The organism is Streptomyces sp. NPDC006197 (assembly GCF_040613865.1).
In the GTDB taxonomy this organism is placed as follows: Bacteria; Actinomycetota; Actinomycetes; order Streptomycetales; family Streptomycetaceae; genus Streptomyces.
In genome coordinates this window covers 38,905-55,167 of sequence record NZ_JBEXSZ010000039.1, presented here as the reverse complement: position 1 = coordinate 55,167, position 16,263 = coordinate 38,905, and the positions used below count along the sequence as shown (strand labels likewise).

At 72.4% G+C, this 16,263-nt stretch carries 12 protein-coding genes; 8 read left to right on the top strand and 4 right to left on the bottom strand.

Translation table 11 applies throughout. The features are described from left to right. Positions 1-212: 212 nt before the first annotated feature. Together ABZ318_RS15245 and ABZ318_RS15240 are read left to right on the top strand one after the other, a co-directional pair. Entirely contained in the window at positions 213-410 is a 198-nt protein-coding gene (locus ABZ318_RS15245; RefSeq protein ID WP_356902924.1) for a hypothetical protein, read from the top strand. A 7-nt stretch (positions 411-417) separates the two neighbouring features. Beyond that, entirely contained in the window at positions 418-3,474 is a 3,057-nt protein-coding gene (locus ABZ318_RS15240) for an AAA family ATPase (protein WP_356902923.1), read from the top strand. On the opposite strand, the gene ABZ318_RS15235 is transcribed toward ABZ318_RS15240, so the two are convergent. The 3 genes from ABZ318_RS15235 to ABZ318_RS15225 all read right to left on the bottom strand — a co-directional run bounded on the left by ABZ318_RS15235 (position 3,358) and on the right by ABZ318_RS15225 (position 6,128). Next, positions 3,358-3,681, bottom strand: a complete 324-nt coding sequence (locus ABZ318_RS15235) for a DUF6191 domain-containing protein (RefSeq protein ID WP_356902922.1) — start codon at positions 3,679-3,681, stop codon at positions 3,358-3,360. The two genes, ABZ318_RS15240 and ABZ318_RS15235, sit on opposite strands and share 117 nt — an antisense overlap. A 13-nt stretch (positions 3,682-3,694) precedes the next feature. Continuing rightward, entirely contained in the window at positions 3,695-4,837 is a 1,143-nt protein-coding gene (locus ABZ318_RS15230; protein ID WP_356902921.1) for a PQQ-dependent sugar dehydrogenase, read from the bottom strand. A gap of 295 nt (positions 4,838-5,132) precedes the next feature. Then, positions 5,133-6,128 carry an aldo/keto reductase gene (locus tag ABZ318_RS15225; protein ID WP_356902920.1) on the bottom strand — a complete coding sequence of 332 codons (996 nt, stop codon included), beginning with the start codon at positions 6,126-6,128 and terminating at the stop codon, positions 5,133-5,135. Positions 6,129-6,203: 75 nt separating this feature from the next. Here ABZ318_RS15225 and ABZ318_RS15220 point away from each other — a divergent pair, with 75 nt between their 5' ends. After that, positions 6,204-7,169, top strand: a complete 966-nt coding sequence (locus ABZ318_RS15220) for a 2-hydroxyacid dehydrogenase (RefSeq protein WP_356902919.1) — start codon at positions 6,204-6,206, stop codon at positions 7,167-7,169. Between the two features lie 322 nt (positions 7,170-7,491). Here ABZ318_RS15220 and ABZ318_RS15215 read toward each other — a convergent pair whose 3' ends face one another. Further along, the gene (locus ABZ318_RS15215) at positions 7,492-7,728 is read right to left on the bottom strand and encodes a hypothetical protein (RefSeq protein WP_356902918.1); all 237 of its coding nucleotides are present in this window, start codon (positions 7,726-7,728) and stop codon (positions 7,492-7,494) included. A 177-nt stretch (positions 7,729-7,905) separates the two neighbouring features. Between ABZ318_RS15215 and ABZ318_RS15210 the strand changes: the two genes are divergently transcribed. From ABZ318_RS15210 to serA, 5 genes are all read left to right on the top strand, one after another. Next, entirely contained in the window at positions 7,906-10,638 is a 2,733-nt protein-coding gene (locus ABZ318_RS15210) for an EAL domain-containing protein (protein WP_356902927.1), read from the top strand. A gap of 227 nt (positions 10,639-10,865) precedes the next feature. Beyond that, positions 10,866-12,716 (top strand): acetolactate synthase large subunit, encoded by a 1,851-nt coding sequence (locus ABZ318_RS15205; RefSeq protein ID WP_356902917.1) that lies wholly within the window; start codon positions 10,866-10,868, stop codon positions 12,714-12,716. Between the two features lie 31 nt (positions 12,717-12,747). After that, positions 12,748-13,275, top strand: coding sequence for an acetolactate synthase small subunit (gene ilvN, locus ABZ318_RS15200; protein ID WP_030222540.1), 528 nt, complete (start codon positions 12,748-12,750; stop codon positions 13,273-13,275). A 117-nt stretch (positions 13,276-13,392) separates the two neighbouring features. Beyond that, entirely contained in the window at positions 13,393-14,394 is a 1,002-nt protein-coding gene (gene ilvC, locus ABZ318_RS15195) for a ketol-acid reductoisomerase (RefSeq protein WP_123455533.1), read from the top strand. A 237-nt stretch (positions 14,395-14,631) separates the two neighbouring features. Next, positions 14,632-16,221, top strand: a complete 1,590-nt coding sequence (gene serA / locus ABZ318_RS15190) for a phosphoglycerate dehydrogenase (protein WP_356902916.1) — start codon at positions 14,632-14,634, stop codon at positions 16,219-16,221. The last annotated feature ends 42 nt before the right edge of the window (positions 16,222-16,263 follow it).

Below are 16,263 nucleotides of genomic sequence, written 5' to 3'. Positions count from 1 at the left end.
CGATCCACGGCCGGGAGTTCCTCTTCGCCACGAACGGCCCAACGAGCATCCAAGCTGACAGTCACACCATCAGTGGCTTCTGTTAGGACCTCTAAGGACCCCCGTACCCCGAACATGCGGCACTCGCCCGATGTGACGGCACCCCCTGGGAAACGAAAGTAGAGGCATCGCAAGAGAGCGACACCGAAACCGGGAAACCCAGGGAGCACACGATGTTCGAGTACGAAATCCAGCGCATGAACCACGCCGAGCTCGTCCGCGAGGCCGCCGCCCAGCGGCTGGTCCGCGAGGCCGCCGATGCCGCCGGCGCCGGGCGGGGCCTGCGTCTCTTCGGCCACCGGTTCGGAGGCCACGCCGCGGAGGAGCGGACGGCCGACGGCGGTCGCGGTCGCTTCGTCCGGGCCGCGTGACCCCCGTATGAGCGACGGCACGGAAGTCTGTGCGATGCTCGGCGCCGTGGAGACCAGGTCAGTCAGCCCCGTCTTCGTCGGTCGCGCCGGCGAACTCACCGCCCTCACCGAGGCGCTCTCCCGCGCGGGCGCGGGAGAGCCCCAGGCCCTGCTCATCGGCGGCGAGGCCGGCGTCGGCAAGACCCGGCTCATCGAGGAGTTCCTCGACACGGCCCGCGACCGGGGCGCCGTCACCGCCCTCGGCGGCTGCGTCGAACTCGGCGCCGACGGCCTGCCCTTCGCGCCCTTCGCCGCCGCCCTGCGCGCGCTCCACCGCCGCCTCCCCGACGAGTTCACCGCCGCCGCCGACGGCCACGAGGGCGAACTCGCCCGCCTGCTGCCCGAACTGGGCGACCCCGGCAGCCACGAGCCCTCCGACGAGGACTCCACCGCCCGGCTCTTCGAACTGACCGTGCGCCTCCTGGAACGGCTCGCCGCCGACCGCACGATCGTGCTCGTCCTGGAGGACCTGCACTGGGCCGACGCCTCCACCCGGCACCTGCTCACCTACCTCCTGCGCACCCTGCGCAGTGGCCGGACCGTGGTCGTCGCCAGCTACCGCGCCGACGACATCCACCGCCGCCACCCGCTGCGCCCCCTCCTCGCCGAGCTCGACCGGCTCCGCACCATCCGCCGCATCGAACTCTCCCGCTTCACCCGCACCGAGGTGCACCGCCAGCTCACCGGCATCCTCGCCGCCGAGCCCGACCCCGGACTCGTCGAAGAGGTCTTCGAACGCTCCGACGGCAACGCCTTCTTCGTCGAGGAGCTCGTCGTCTCCCACGAGGCCGGCTGCGCCGTCGGCCAGCTCAGCGACTCCCTGCGCGACCTCCTGCTCGTCCGGGTCGAGACGCTCCCCGAAGCCGCCCAGCGCGTCGCCAGGATCGTCGCCGAGGGCGGCTCCACCGTCGAGTACGGACTGCTCGCCGCCGTCGCCCGGCTCCCCGAGGACGAACTCATCGAGGCCCTGCGGGCCGCCGTCGGCGCCAACATCCTCCTCGCCGTCCCCGACGGCGACGGCTACCGCTTCCGCCACTCCCTCGTCCGCGAGGCCGTCAGCGACGACCTGCTGCCCGGCGAACGCTCCCGCCTCAACCGGCGCTACGCCGAAGCCCTGGAAGCCGACCCCGGACTCGTCCGTCCCCACGAGCGGACCACCCGGCTCGCCACGTACTGGTACCACGCGCACGCCCCGGAGAAGGCGCTGCCCACCGTCCTCCGGGCCGCCGTCGAGACCCGCAAGCGCCACGCCTACGCCGAGCAGCTCAGCCTCCTGGAGCGGGCCATGGAGCTGTGGGACAAGGTGCCCGCCGAGACGCGCGAGTCCCTGCGTCCCATCGACTACGCCGACGCGTACCCCGCCTGCGGCTGCGACCCCGAGACCACCTCGCTGCGCTACCTCGACCTGCTCGCCGAGGCCGCCGTCGCCGCCCGGCTCAGCGGAGAGCGGGAGCGGGCCGTGAAGATCTGCCGGACGGCGCTCCGGATCCTCGACGGCGACGAGAACGACCCCCTGCGCGCCGCCTGGTTCTGGACGGAGACGTCCCGCCTCCAGTCCAACCTCGGCCGGGGCGACGGCTGGCCGGAGATCGCCCGCGCCCAGGAACTGGTCAAGGGCCTCCCGCCGTCCGCCGTCCACGCCACCGTCCTGGCCGGCGCGGCCGGCTGGGGCATGCTCCGCAACCCCGGCCCCGAGGCGCTCGCCGCCGCCGAACGCGCCGTCGAGTACGCGCGGTTCGTCAAGGCCGAGCCGATCGAGCTGAACGCCCGGATCACCCTCGGCACCCTCCTGGTGTCGGCCGGAGACGCCGAGGGCGGCCTCGCCGCGATGCACGAGGCGCGCGAACGGACCATCGCCCTCGGCCAGTTCCACGAGGCCACCCGCGCCCACATCAACCTCTCCTCCTCCATGGAGGCGCTCGGCCGCTCCGCCGAGGCCGTGGAGATCGCCGTGGCCGGCATCGAACTGGCCCGCTCCCGCGGGCTCGTCGACAGCGCGGGCTGGATCCGCGCCAACCTCGCCGAGTCGCTCCTCTCGCTCGGCGAGTGGGACCGGGGCAAGGAGGAGGCCGAGCAGCTGCTCCGCTCCGGGGCGAGCAGCACCAAGCCGGGCGGCACGGCCCTGCTCCAGCTCGCCCACCTCGCCACCTTCCGCGGCGAGCCGGCCAGGGCCGCCGAGCATCTCGCCGAGGCCCGCACGCGCTACGGCACCCGCGACCCGATCCCGCAGTACACCCTGCCCATGGCGCAGGTCGCGATCGCCATCGCCGCCGCCGAGGGACGCCTCGCGGACGTACGGGACCAGCTCGCCGCCACCGCGGAGACCGGCTTCCCGCCCGGCACCCACCGCTACGGCTGGCCTCTCGTCCTCACCGCCGTCACCGCCGAGGCCGACAGCCGGGGACTGCCCGCCGCCGAGGAGGGCCGCGCCGAGGCGCTCGCCCTGGTCCGCCGCTGCGTCCGCGAGCTCGCCGCCCCGGCCCCGGTCTGGGAGGCCTGCTCCCGTCAGGTCTCCGAGGAGCTCGCCCGCGCCGAGGGCCGCGAGACCGCCGCCCGCTGGGCCGAGGTCGTCGCCGCCTACGAGCCCCTCGAACGCCCTTACGAGCTGGCCCGCGCCCGTCGGCGCCTCGCGGACGCCCTGCTCGTCGAGGGCGGCCGACGGGAGGAGGCGGCGGCCCTGCTCCGCGAGGCCCACGCCACCGCCGTCCGCCTCGGCGCCCGGCCGCTCCGCGAGGACGTGGAACTCCTCGCCGCCCGCGCCCGCCTCTCCCTCGCCCCCGAGAAGCAGGCCCCGGCCCCGGCGGAGCCCGGGGACGACAGCTTCGGCCTGACGCCCCGGGAGCAGGACGTGCTCCGGCTGGTCGCGGCCGGCCGCACCAACCGCCAGATCGCCGAGGAGCTGTTCATCTCACCGAAGACGGCCAGCGTCCACGTCTCCAACATCCTCGCCAAGCTCGGCGTCGCCGGCCGCGGCGAGGCCGCCGCCCTGGCCCACCGCCTGCACCTCCTCGACACGCCCCTCTGATCCCGCGTCCGAAGCCGCGTCCCCCGCCGCGCCGGAGATCTCCGGCGGGCGGGGGAGGCGTATCGTCACCCGGCCCGAGGCCAGGTCCACCGGACCGCGCGCGGGGTCCGCGTCTCCCGGGTCCTCCCTGGTCAGGGCCTCCCTGCGCCGCTCCTCCTCGATGTGCCTGCGCGAGGGCGCGAAGAACTCGTCCAGTCCGCCGAACACGACCACCGCCTCCTCACCTCACCTCCAGCCGGAGGATCCGGTCGTCCCCGGGCCCGGGCGTCCCCCGGGTGTCGGTCTCGCTGGTCACCAGCCAGAGCCGGTCGCCGCCCGCCGCGAGGACCGTCCGCAGGCGCCCGTACTCACCCTTCAGGAACGCCTCGGGCTCCCCGGATCGTTCCGCCCCGGAGAGCGGGATCCGCCACAGCCGCTCGCCCCTGAGCCCGGCCATCCAGATCGCGCCCCGCGCGTACGCGATGCCGCTCGGGGACGCCTCCGAGGTCGGCCACTGGGCCACCGGGTCCACGAACCCGGCCCGCCCGGCCCGCCCCTCGGCCTCGGGCCAGCCGTAGTTCCGCCCCGGCTGCACCAGATTCAGCTCGTCCCAGGTGTTCTGCCCGAACTCGGCCGCCCACAGCCGGCCCTCCGGATCCCAGGCGAGCCCCTGCACGTTGCGGTGGCCGTACGAGTAGACCACCGAGCCGGGGAAGGGATTGCCCGGCGCGGGGCGGCCCTCCGGCGTCATCCGCAGGATCTTCCCGCCCAGCGACGACCGGTCCTGGGCCAGACCGGTCCGGCCCGTCTCGCCCGTCCCCGCGTACAGCATCCCGTCCGGCCCGAACGCGATCCGTCCGCCGTTGTGCACGAAGCCCTTCGGGATGCCGGTGAGCACCGGATCCGGCGGACCGAGCCGGTCGCCCGCCCCGCCGCCGTACCGCATGCGCACGACGCGGTTGTCCGAGGCGGCCGTCAGATACGCGTACACCCAGCCGTCCCGGACCGCGAGCCCCAGCAGTCCGCCCTCACCGCCCGGCACCACCCCGGGCACCTCGCCGAGCTGGGTCTTCGCGCCGGTCCGCCCGTCGACCCGGGTGATCGTCCGCTCGTCCCGCGAGGAGACGAGGAGGTCCCCGCCGGGCAGTTCCGCGAGCCCCCAGGGCGACTTCAGCCCCTGGGTGAGCGTGCCCGCCACGGACACCCGGCCGGCGGCGGACGGGGAAGCGGCCGTGGAGGGGCGCGCGGACGCGGAGACGGACGGCGGGGTCGATGTCGGTGGAGCCGAGTCCGGCCGCTCCCCGGTCCCTCCGGAGGAGCAGCCGGCCACGAGCACCAGCACGGCGGCGCCCCACAGGGCCTTCTGCACGACAGGACGGCGCATGGGCCGGTCCCCCTTCGACGAGTCGAGCGGTCTCCCTACACCCTTGATACACCGCTCACCCGATCAGGTTCCCGACCACCGGGCCCGTCCTCGCGGGGCCTTTGCCGACACGCCCTAGGGGGTGTCTTGCCGATCAGGCCGGGCTCGCGGTGTCTGGCACCGCGCCTCGCCGCGTTGTCGTCAGTCGACAACGCTCCGCGTTGCCTCCCTCCTCCGCCTTGCGATCCACGGCACCAGACACCGCTCCCTGATCCGGCCTGATCGGCAAGACACCCCCTAGGCCCCCGCGGCGCGCTCAGTCCCAGGACCCGCGCGGTGCCGGGAGCGCCGCGATCTCCGCCAGGTCCTCCGCCGTCAGCCGCAGCGCGGCCGCACGGGCGTTCTCCACCACCCACCGCTCCCGCTTCGCCCCCGGCACCGGCACGACGTGCCGCCCGAGGCCCAGCACCCACGCGAGCGCCACCTGCGCGGGCGTGACCTCAGCGCCGTGCCGCGCGGCCACCCGGCGCAGCCCCGCCACGATGGGCTGGTTCGCCGCCATCATCTCGGCCGTGAACCGGGGGTGCCGGGCCCGCGGGTCGTCCCGCTCGAAGCCGCCGCCCGGAGTCAGCGTCCCGGTCAGGAAGCCGTTGCCCAGCGGCATCGCCGCCAGGAAGCCGACCCCGCGCGCCGCGCACCAGGGCAGGAGCCGCACCAGCGCCTCCTGCGACCACACCGAGAGCTCCGCCTCCACCGCCGCGACCGGGAAGACCTGCTGGATCCGCTCCAGTTGACGGATCGTTCCCTCATGCAGATCGGCTCCGCGCCGGACCGCCCGCGCCCCGACGGCGCAGAGGCCGAGCGCCCGCACCTTGCCCGCCGACACCAGCTCGGCCATGGCGCCCCAGGTCTCCTCGACCGGCACCTCGGGATCCGCCCGGTGCAGCTGGTAGAGGTCGATCACATCGGTCTGGAGCCGCCGCAGCGAGGCGTCGCAGGCCCGGCGCACGTACCCCGGCCTGCCGTTGGCGACCACGTGCTGGTCGCCGACGAGCAGTCCGCACTTCGTCGAGACGAAGGCCTCGGAGCGCCGCTCCTTCAACACCCGCCCCACAAGGAGCTCGTTGGTGAACGGACCGTACATGTCGGCGGTGTCGAGCAGGCTCACCCCGGCGTCGAGCGCCGCGTGCACGGTCCGCAGGGAGCGGTCCCCCCGCTGCTGCGAACGGCTGTACGCCCAGCTCATCGGCATGCACCCCAGGCCGATCGCACCCACGTCGAGCGCCGTCGCCCCGATAGTCCTGCGCTCCACCTGCCGGTACCCCTCCCTGTGCCGTCCCCCAAAGTAACCAATGACGCGCCGGATTCTTCGCATAGCCTCCCGGTCATGAGATTCGAAGACACGACCGCTGACGTGTGGCTTCCCGTTCCGGCGGACGAGATCGAGGGGCTCCCCGCACCGGACGGGCCGGGCCTGAACTACCGCTTCTGGGACGGCGGTCCCGAGTTCCCCGCCGACCCGGCGCGCTGCGTGTTCTACGTCGTCCCGTACATGAAGGGCTCGGAGATCGCCGTACGGCCGCTGGCCGGGATGACCTCCCTCCGGGTCGTGCAGACCCTGTCCGCGGGCATCGACCACGTCACGCCGGGCATCGGCTCGCTGCGGCCCGGGGTCGCCCTCTGCAACGCGAAGGGCGTCCACGAGGCCAGCACCGCCGAGCTGACGCTCGCCCTGATCCTCGCCTCGCTGCGGGGCATCCCGGGATTCGTGCGCGGCCAGGACGCCGAGGAGTGGCGCGCCGGCTTCTACCCGGCGCTCGCCGACAAGTCCCTCCTGATCGTCGGGTACGGATCGATCGGCGCCGCCATCGAGAACCGGCTCGCGCCCTTCGAGTGCGCGCGGGTGGCGCGCGTCGCACGCTCCGCGCGCACCACAGAGCGCGGCCCGGTGCACGCCCTGGCGGACCTGCCGGCGCTGCTGCCGGAGGCGGACGTGGTCGTGCTCTCCACTCCGCTCACGCCCGCGACCACGCATCTCGCCGACGCCGGGTTCCTGGGGCGGATGAAGGACGGGGCGCTCCTCGTGAACGTCGCCCGAGGCCCGGTCGTCGACACGAACGCGCTGCTCAAGGAGGTCGAGAGCGGCAGGATCACGGCGGCGCTCGACGTCACCGACCCCGAACCGCTGCCGGCCGGACACCCTCTGTGGCACGCTCCCGGTGTCCTGATCAGTCCCCATGTGGGAGGTTCCACTTCGGCCTTCATGCCGAGGGCGAAGCGGCTCATCGCGGGACAGTTGCGGCGGTTCGCGGCGGGCGAGGAGCTGGCCAACGTCCTCCTCACCACCGGCTGACCGGGGGATCGCGTTCGGCCGGCCGGGTGACGTGCGCCCCGACACGCACCGCGTGCAAGCTCCGTGATCGTCACGGAGAGTACTGCACCCCTGTCCCTGAGTGACGGTCCTGGTGTATCGTCCCGTGGCGGGGGACTGCGTCGAGTACGGGCTGACGCTGGGGAGCGAAGTGACGGGTCATCAGATTCCGAGGGGGGCGACGGGTGAAGCACGGCCGGAGGACCGACGATCCGACGCGGCGACGCCGCTGCCGGCGAGCCTTCCACGCCTCGCCGGAGGCCTCGCGCACTCGGTGCCGGACCAGGCGGCGCCGGACCGGGTGTCACGCGCCACCACGCCGCGGGACACCGGACGGGACGCCCCCGACCGCGAGGCCCGCGACCTTGAGGCCCACGATCGCGAGGCCTACGCCCGCGAGGCCCGCGACCTTGAGCCCCCCGACCTCGCCGCCCGCGATCGCGAGGCCCACGACCTTGAGGCCCACGATCGCGAGGCCCACGACCTTGAGGCCCGCGACCGCGAGGTCCAAGGCCCCGATGCCCACGGCTGTGACGGGCACGCCCCCGGGGGTGTCGGCGAACCGGCGGCGCGGCCGCACGACGCGGCCGGGTGCGGCGGCGCGGCACCGGAGGATCCCGTGAGCGCGCCCGGGGCGGTCATCACGCGCCGCCCCGTCGGCGGAGGCTCCGGCCACCCGGACCCCGAGCGCCCCCGCCTCGGCGGGGCCGTCGCCCAGATCGCCCTCGGACTCGTCTGCGCGGGCTACACCACCGGCGCCTCCCTCGGCTGGGGCTCCCCCCGACTGGCGCTCTTCATGGGCGACTTCGGGCTCAGCGCCGCCGCCTTCACCGCCGCCGTCTCCTGCTTCCTCTACGGGCGCGCGCACCACGACGGCGCCCGCCCGGCCTGGCTGCTCTTCGCGTTCTCCTCCTTTATGGCAGCCGCGGGAAACGCCGTATGGGGCTGGTACGAGGTCGTGCTCCGCACCGACGTGCCGGACTCCTCCGTCGCCGACCTCTGCTTCTTACTCTTCGCGCCGCCCGCCGTCGTGGGCCTCCTCGTCCTCGCCAAGAAGCCCGTCACCCGGGCCGGCTGGGTGTGCCTGGGGCTCGACGCCTGGCTCATCGGCGGCTCCCTGCTCACGCTCTCCTGGAGCCTCGCCCTCGCCCGCACCGCGCACTTCGAGGGCGAGTCCGTCGCCCAGGCCGCGCTGTCCCTCGCGTACCCGCTGCTCGACATCGTGCTCGTCAGCATGGTCCTCGTCCTGCACTTCCGGCGCTCGCAGGCGAACCGCTCCGCGACGAACACCGCGATCGCCGCGCTCGCCCTGACCGTGCTGTGCGACGCCCTGTTCACCTCGCCCCTGCTCCGCGAGAACTACGCCTCCGGCCAGCTCCTCGACGCCGGCTGGTTCGCCGGCTCGCTGCTGCTCGCCTACGCCCCCTGGGGGGTGCGCCGCCCGCCGGACGCCGCGGCCGCCGCGCGCGGCCCGTGGCTCCACAGCCGCCCGCTCGCCGGCTCGCTCGCCGCCCTCACCCCGTACCTCGCCGCGGCGGTCTGCACCCTCGGCATCCTCTACAACGTCGTCGAGGGACGCCGGGTCGACCGCGTCGTCGTCCTCACCGGCTGCACGGTCGTCCTCGCCCTCGTCGTACGGCAGGGCATCATGCTCCTCGACAACATCGCCCTCACCCACGAACTGGCCCAGAAGGAGAACCACTTCAGGTCACTCGTGCAGGGCTCCAGCGACGTCATCATGATCGCCGCGCCCACCGGGACGCTCCGCTACGTCAGCCCGGCCGCCTCCGGCGTGTACGGACGCGACGCCGACGAGCTCATCGGCTCCGAGCTCGCCTCCCTCATCCACCCCGAGGACCTCGGAGCCGTCGTCCACGAGGTGCGGCGCTTCCTGGCCGCCTCGCCGGCCGAGGAGCCCACCACCCGCATCGAGTGCCGCTTCCGCTCGGGCCGCGGCGACTGGCTCAACGTCGAGTCGACCGTCAACCGGCACCAGGGCGGCCTGATCTTCAACAGCCGGGACGTCACCGAACGGGTCCGCCTCCAGGCCCAGCTCCAGCACAACGCCGAGCACGACCCGCTCACCGACCTGCCCAACCGGGCCCTGTTCACCCGCCGGGTCCGCCAGGCGCTCGGCGGCCGCCGCTCCTCCGACCCCGGCGCCGCCGTGCTCTTCATCGACCTCGACGGCTTCAAGGGGGTCAACGACCGCCTCGGCCACCAGGCCGGGGACGACCTCCTCGTCCAGGCCGCGCGCCGCCTCCACGACTCCGTACGGGCCGGGGACACCGCCGCCCGGCTCGGCGGCGACGAGTTCGCCGCCCTCATCCTCGGCGACGGCGGCCGCGACCGGACGGCCCGCCGCAACCAGGTCCAGGAGATCGCCGACCGGCTCCGGCTCACCCTCTCCCAGCCCTACCGCGTCGACGGGGGCAACGAGGTGCGGGTCGCCGCCTCCATCGGCGTCGCCTTCGCCGAACCCGGCATGGAGGCCGGCGACCTGCTGCGCAACGCCGACCTGGCCATGTACCGCGCCAAGGCCGCCGGCAAGGACCGCGTCGAGCTCTACGCCCCGCAGATGCAGGCCGAGGTGGTCCGGCGGACCGAGCTGGCAGCCCGGCTGCGCACAGCCCTCCACGACGGCGAGTTCGCCCTGCTCCACCAGCCGGTCGTCGACCTCGCCACCGGCCGGATCTCCGCCGTCAGCGCCCAGGCGCGCTGGCGCTCCAGCCAGGGCATCCTCTTCACCCCGGCCGAGTACCTCCGCGTCACCGACGACGGCGAGCGCACCGCCGAGCTCGGCCGCTGGCTCCTGGAGGAAGCCGTGAAGCAGGCCGCCGAGCGGGCGGGAACCGGCCACCGTACGCCCGTCTCCATCCGGCTCTCCGCCCGGCGCCTCCTGGACCGCTCGCTGCCGCTCGGCTCGATCGAGTCGCTGCTCACCCGGCACGGGCTGCCGTCCGGCTCGCTGATCGTCGAGCTCGCCGACAGCGACCCCCGGACCTCGCTCGACGAGCTGGAACAGCGCCTGATCACGCTGCGCCGGCTCGGGGTGCGGATCGCGCTCGACGGGTTCGGCAGCGGACACATGGCGATCAACGCCCTGCGGAGGCTCCCCGTGGACATACTGAAGCTGGACCGGGGCCTCGTCGAAGGCGTGGTCGAGTCGGCCCGGCTCCGCAAGATCACGCGCGGGGTGCTGCGCATCGCCGACGAGCTCGGCCTGCAGACCGTCGCCGAGGGCGTCGACGTCCCGGAGCAGGTCATCGCCCTGCGCGCGATGGGCTGCAGCCACGCCCAGGGCATGGCCTTCTCGGGCCCGCTCGACGAGTACCGGCTGCGCAGGGCCCTCGTACGGGACGAGTACCCGCTGCCCGGAGCGGTCCCCGTCCGTGTCGGAAACCGTCCCCCGATTCGCCCAAATGCTGAGACGCCTGTCCCACCCACTTGACAGTGACGAGGGCGGAGAGGGAGGGTCAGTGCCATGCGCACCCGAATTCTCGTACTTGGAAAGCGCGTCGGCTGAAGCAGGGCCCTGTAGGCCCCGCTGAGAACGCACCCGACGCGCTCCCCTCGCTTGCCTCACGGCACGAGGGGTTTTTTGTTGCACCGGCTCATCCCAAAAACGCAGCAAAACCCCGCAAAACACCTCGCAAAAACCCTCTGCCTCGAGAAGAGATGCTGATGACCGAGCAGGCCACCGGGCACCATCCGCAGCCGCGGCCCCGTAACGGCGCGACGCCCGCCACCACCGTCGAGCACGTCACGGGTGCGCAGTCCCTCATCCGTTCTCTCGAGGAAGTGGGCGCCGACACCGTCTTCGGCATCCCCGGCGGCGCGATCCTCCCCGCCTACGACCCGATGATGGACTCGCAGCGGGTGCGTCACATCCTCGTCCGCCACGAGCAGGGGGCGGGCCACGCCGCCACCGGTTACGCCCAGGCGACCGGCAAGGTCGGCGTCTGCATGGCGACCTCCGGCCCCGGCGCGACCAACCTGGTCACCCCCATCGCCGACGCGCACATGGACTCGGTCCCGCTCGTCGCGATCACCGGCCAGGTCGCCTCGAAGGCGATCGGCACGGACGCCTTCCAGGAGGCGGACATCTGCGGCATCACGATGCCGATCACCAAGCACAACTTCCTCGTCACCAAGGCCGAGGACATCCCGCGGACGATCGCCGAGGCCTTCCACATCGCCTCCACCGGCCGCCCGGGCCCGGTCCTGGTCGACATCGCCAAGGACGCGCTGCAGGCGAAGACCACCTTCAGCTGGCCGCCGCACACCGACCTGCCCGGCTACCGCCCGGTGACCAAGCCGCACGCCAAGCAGATCCGCGAGGCCGCGAAGCTGATCACCGCCGCCAAGCGGCCGGTCCTGTACGTCGGCGGCGGCGTCATCAAGGCCGGCGCCACCGCCGAGCTGAAGATCCTCGCCGAGCTGACCGGCGCCCCGGTCACCACCACCCTGATGGCGCTGGGCGCCTTCCCCGACTCGCACCCGCTGCACGTCGGCATGCCGGGCATGCACGGTGCCGTCACCGCCGTCACCGCGCTGCAGAAGGCCGACCTGATCGTCGCCCTCGGCGCCCGCTTCGACGACCGCGTCACCGGCAGGCTCGACAGCTTCGCCCCGTACGCCAAGATCGTCCACGCGGACATCGACCCGGCCGAGATCGGCAAGAACCGCGCCGCCGACGTCCCGATCGTCGGTGACGCCCGCGAGGTCATCGCCGACCTGGTCCAGGCCGTCCAGGCCGAGCACAGCGAGGGCAACAAGGGCGACTACACCGCCTGGTGGTCGGACCTGAGCCGCTGGCGCGAGACCTACCCGCTCGGCTACGACCTGCCGGAGGACGGTTCGCTGTCGCCGCAGCAGGTCATCCAGCGCATCGGCCAGCTCGCCCCCGAGGGCACGATCTTCGCCGCCGGCGTGGGCCAGCACCAGATGTGGGCCGCGCACTTCATCAACTACGAGCAGCCGGCCACCTGGCTGAACTCCGGCGGCGCGGGGACCATGGGTTACGCGGTCCCGGCGGCGATGGGCGCCAAGGCCGGCATGCCCGACCGCACGGTCTGGGCGGTCGACGGTGACGGCTGCTTCCAGATGACCAACCAGGAGCTGGTCACCTGCGCCCTGAACAACATCCCGATCAAGGTCGCCATCATCAACAACGGCGCCCTGGGCATGGTGCGGCAGTGGCAGACGCTGTTCTACAACCAGCGCTACTCCAACACGGTCCTGCACTCCGGCCCGGACGACATCCAGGCGAACAAGGGCACGCGCGTCCCGGACTTCGTCAAGCTCTCCGAGGCGATGGGCTGCGTCGCCCTGCGCTGTGAGGACCCGGCCGACCTGGACAAGGTCATCGCCGAGGCCAACGCGATCAACGACCGTCCGGTCGTGATCGACTTCATCGTCCACGAGGACGCGCAGGTCTGGCCGATGGTCGCCGCCGGCACCTCGAACGACGAGGTCATGGCCGCGCGGGGCGTCCGCCCCGACTTCGGCGACGGCGAAGACGACTGAGCGCGCAGAGCGAAAAGGAAGAGACCCAGACATGTCCACCAAGCACACGCTCTCCGTTCTCGTCGAGAACACGCCCGGCATCCTCGCCCGGATCGCCGCCCTGTTCTCCCGCCGCGGCTTCAACATCGACTCGCTCGCCGTGGGCGTCACCGAGCACCCCGACATCTCCCGCATCACCATCGTGGTCAATGTCGAGGACCTGCCCCTGGAGCAGGTGACCAAGCAGCTCAACAAGCTGGTCAACGTCCTGAAGATCGTCGAACTCGAGCCCAGCGCCGCGATCCAGCGCGAGCTCGTCCTGGTGAAGGTCCGCGCCGACAACGAGACCCGCTCCCAGATCGTCGAGATCGTGCAGCTGTTCCGCGCCAAGACCGTGGACGTCTCGCCCGAGGCGGTCACCATCGAGGCCACCGGTTCGAGTGACAAGCTCGACGCCATGCTCAAGATGCTGGAGCAGTTCGGCGTCAAGGAGCTCGTGCAGTCCGGCACGATCGCCATAGGGCGTGGTGCCCGGTCCATCACGGACCGGTCCCTGCGGGCCCTCGACCGCAGCGCCTGACGTCAACCGCGCGAGACCGCCGGTCCGACCGGCGGTCCGACTGACGAGACCCGAAAACTTTCCTCCCGCTCCCCGCCGTACGGTGGGACGCAACACCAGCACCTCAAGGAGAATCCAGTGGCCGAGCTGTTCTACGACGACGACGCCGACCTGTCCATCATCCAGGGCCGCAAGGTCGCGGTGATCGGTTACGGCAGCCAGGGCCACGCCCACGCGCTGTCGCTCCGTGACTCCGGTGTCGACGTCCGCGTCGGTCTGCAGGAGGGCTCGAAGTCCAAGGCCAAGGCCGAGGAGCAGGGCCTGCGGGTCGTCTCCGTCGCCCAGGCGGCGGAAGAGGCCGACCTCATCATGATCCTGACGCCGGACCCGATCCAGGCCCAGGTCTACGAGGAGTCCATCAAGGACCACCTGAAGGAGGGCGACGCGCTCTTCTTCGGCCACGGCCTGAACGTCCGCTACGGCTTCATCAAGGTGCCCGAGGGCATCGACGTCGCCCTGGTCGCCCCGAAGGGCCCGGGCCACCTGGTCCGCCGTCAGTACGAGGAGGGCCGCGGCGTCCCGTGCATCGCGGCCGTCGAGCAGGACGCCACCGGCAACGCCTTCGCGCTGGCCCTGTCGTACGCCAAGGGCATCGGCGGCACCCGTGCCGGCGTCATCAAGACGACCTTCACCGAGGAGACCGAGACCGACCTCTTCGGCGAGCAGGCCGTCCTCTGCGGTGGCACCGCGGCTCTGGTCAAGGCGGGCTTCGAGACCCTGACCGAGGCCGGCTACCAGCCGGAGATCGCCTACTTCGAGTGCCTGCACGAGCTGAAGCTCATCGTCGACCTCATGTACGAGGGCGGCCTGGAGAAGATGCGCTGGTCGGTCTCCGAGACCGCCGAGTGGGGCGACTACGTCACCGGCCCGCGGATCATCACCGACGCCACCAAGGCCGAGATGAAGAAGGTCCTCGCGGAGATCCAGGACGGCACCTTCGCCAAGGAGTGGATGGCCGAGTACCACGGCGGTCTGAAGAAGTACAACGAGTACAAGACCCAGGACGCCAACCACCTCCTGGAGACCACCGGCAAGGAGCTGCGCAAGCTCATGAGCTGGGTGAACGACGAGGAGGCGTAAGCCTTCCGGGTGGGGGCCGGACACACCGTCCGGCCCCTTCCCGCATCGTTGGACACCCCGTCCAACCACGGACGGGTGATCCTTCCAACGAGGCGCATGAAGTGCGCCGGTGCACCACTACACTTCTCAACAACATACGCGTCAGGCCCACAGCGTCGTGCGCTTTCACGCGGCAAGCCCCCTCCACCGCCTGCGGCCGTCGGGACGGCCGTCCGCACTGGACCTGTGAGGACTCACGTGAGCTCGAAACCTGTCGTACTCATCGCTGAAGAGCTGTCGCCCGCCACCGTCGACGCCCTGGGACCGGACTTCGAGATCCGGCACTGCAACGGCGCCGACCGGGCCGAGCTGATCCCCGCCATCGCCGATGTGGACGCGATCCTGGTCCGCTCCGCGACCAAGGTCGACGCCGAGGCCATCGCCGCCGCCGAGAAGCTGCGGGTCGTCGCCCGCGCCGGTGTCGGACTGGACAACGTCGACGTCTCCGCCGCCACCAAGGCCGGCGTGATGGTCGTGAACGCCCCCACGTCGAACATCGTGACCGCGGCCGAGCTCGCCTGCGGCCTGCTCGTCGCCACCGCGCGCAACATCCCGCAGGCCAACACCGCGCTCAAGAACGGCGAGTGGAAGCGCTCGAAGTACACGGGCGTCGAGCTCAGCGAGAAGACCCTCGGTGTCGTCGGCCTCGGCCGCATCGGCGTCCTGGTCGCCCAGCGCATGTCCGCCTTCGGCATGAAGATCGTCGCGTACGACCCCTACGTGCAGCCGGCCCGCGCCGCCCAGATGGGGGTGAAGCTGCTGGCCCTGGACGAGCTCCTGGAGGTCGCCGACTTCATCACCGTCCACCTGCCGAAGACCCCGGAGACCATCGGTCTCATCGGCGACGAGGCGCTGCACAAGGTCAAGCCCTCCGTCCGCATCGTCAACGCCGCGCGCGGCGGGATCGTGGACGAGGCCGCGCTGTACTCGGCGATCAAGGAGGGCCGGGTCGCCGGCGCGGGCCTCGACGTGTACGCGAAGGAGCCCTGCACGGACTCCCCGCTCTTCGAGCTCGACCAGGTCGTCTGCACCCCGCACCTCGGCGCCTCCACGGACGAGGCCCAGGAGAAGGCCGGCATCGCGGTCGCCAGGTCGGTGCGCCTGGCGCTCGCGGGCGAGCTGGTCCCGGACGCGGTCAACGTCCAGGGCGGTGTCATCGCGGAGGACGTGAAGCCGGGTCTGCCGCTCGCCGAGAAGCTCGGCCGGATCTTCACCGCGCTCGCGGGCGAGGTCGCGGCCCGCCTCGACGTCGAGGTCTACGGCGAGATCACCCAGCACGACGTGAAGGTGCTCGAACTCTCGGCGCTCAAGGGCGTGTTCGAGGACGTGGTCGACGAGACCGTGTCGTACGTCAACGCCCCGCTGTTCGCGCAGGAGCGCGGTGTCGAGGTGCGTCTGACGACGAGCTCCGAGTCGCCCGACCACCGCAACATGGTCACCGTGCGCGGCACGCTCTCCGACGGCCAGGAGATCTCGGTCTCCGGCACGCTCGCGGGCCCGAAGCACCTGCAGAAGATCGTCGCGGTCGGCGACTACGACGTGGACCTCGCGCTCGCGGACCACATGGTCGTGCTGCGCTACGAGGACCGCCCGGGCGTCGTCGGCACGGTCGGCCGGATCCTCGGCGAGGCCGGTCTGAACATCGCCGGCATGCAGGTCTCCCGCGCGGAGGAGGGCGGCGAGGCGCTCGTCGTGCTCACCGTCGACGACACGCTGCCGGCCCCGGTGCTCGCGGAGATCGCGGAGGAGATCGGCGCGGCCTCGGCCCGCTCGGTCAACCTGATCTGACGCACGCCTCTCGTACCCGGTCACTAGACACTCGTCTTACAC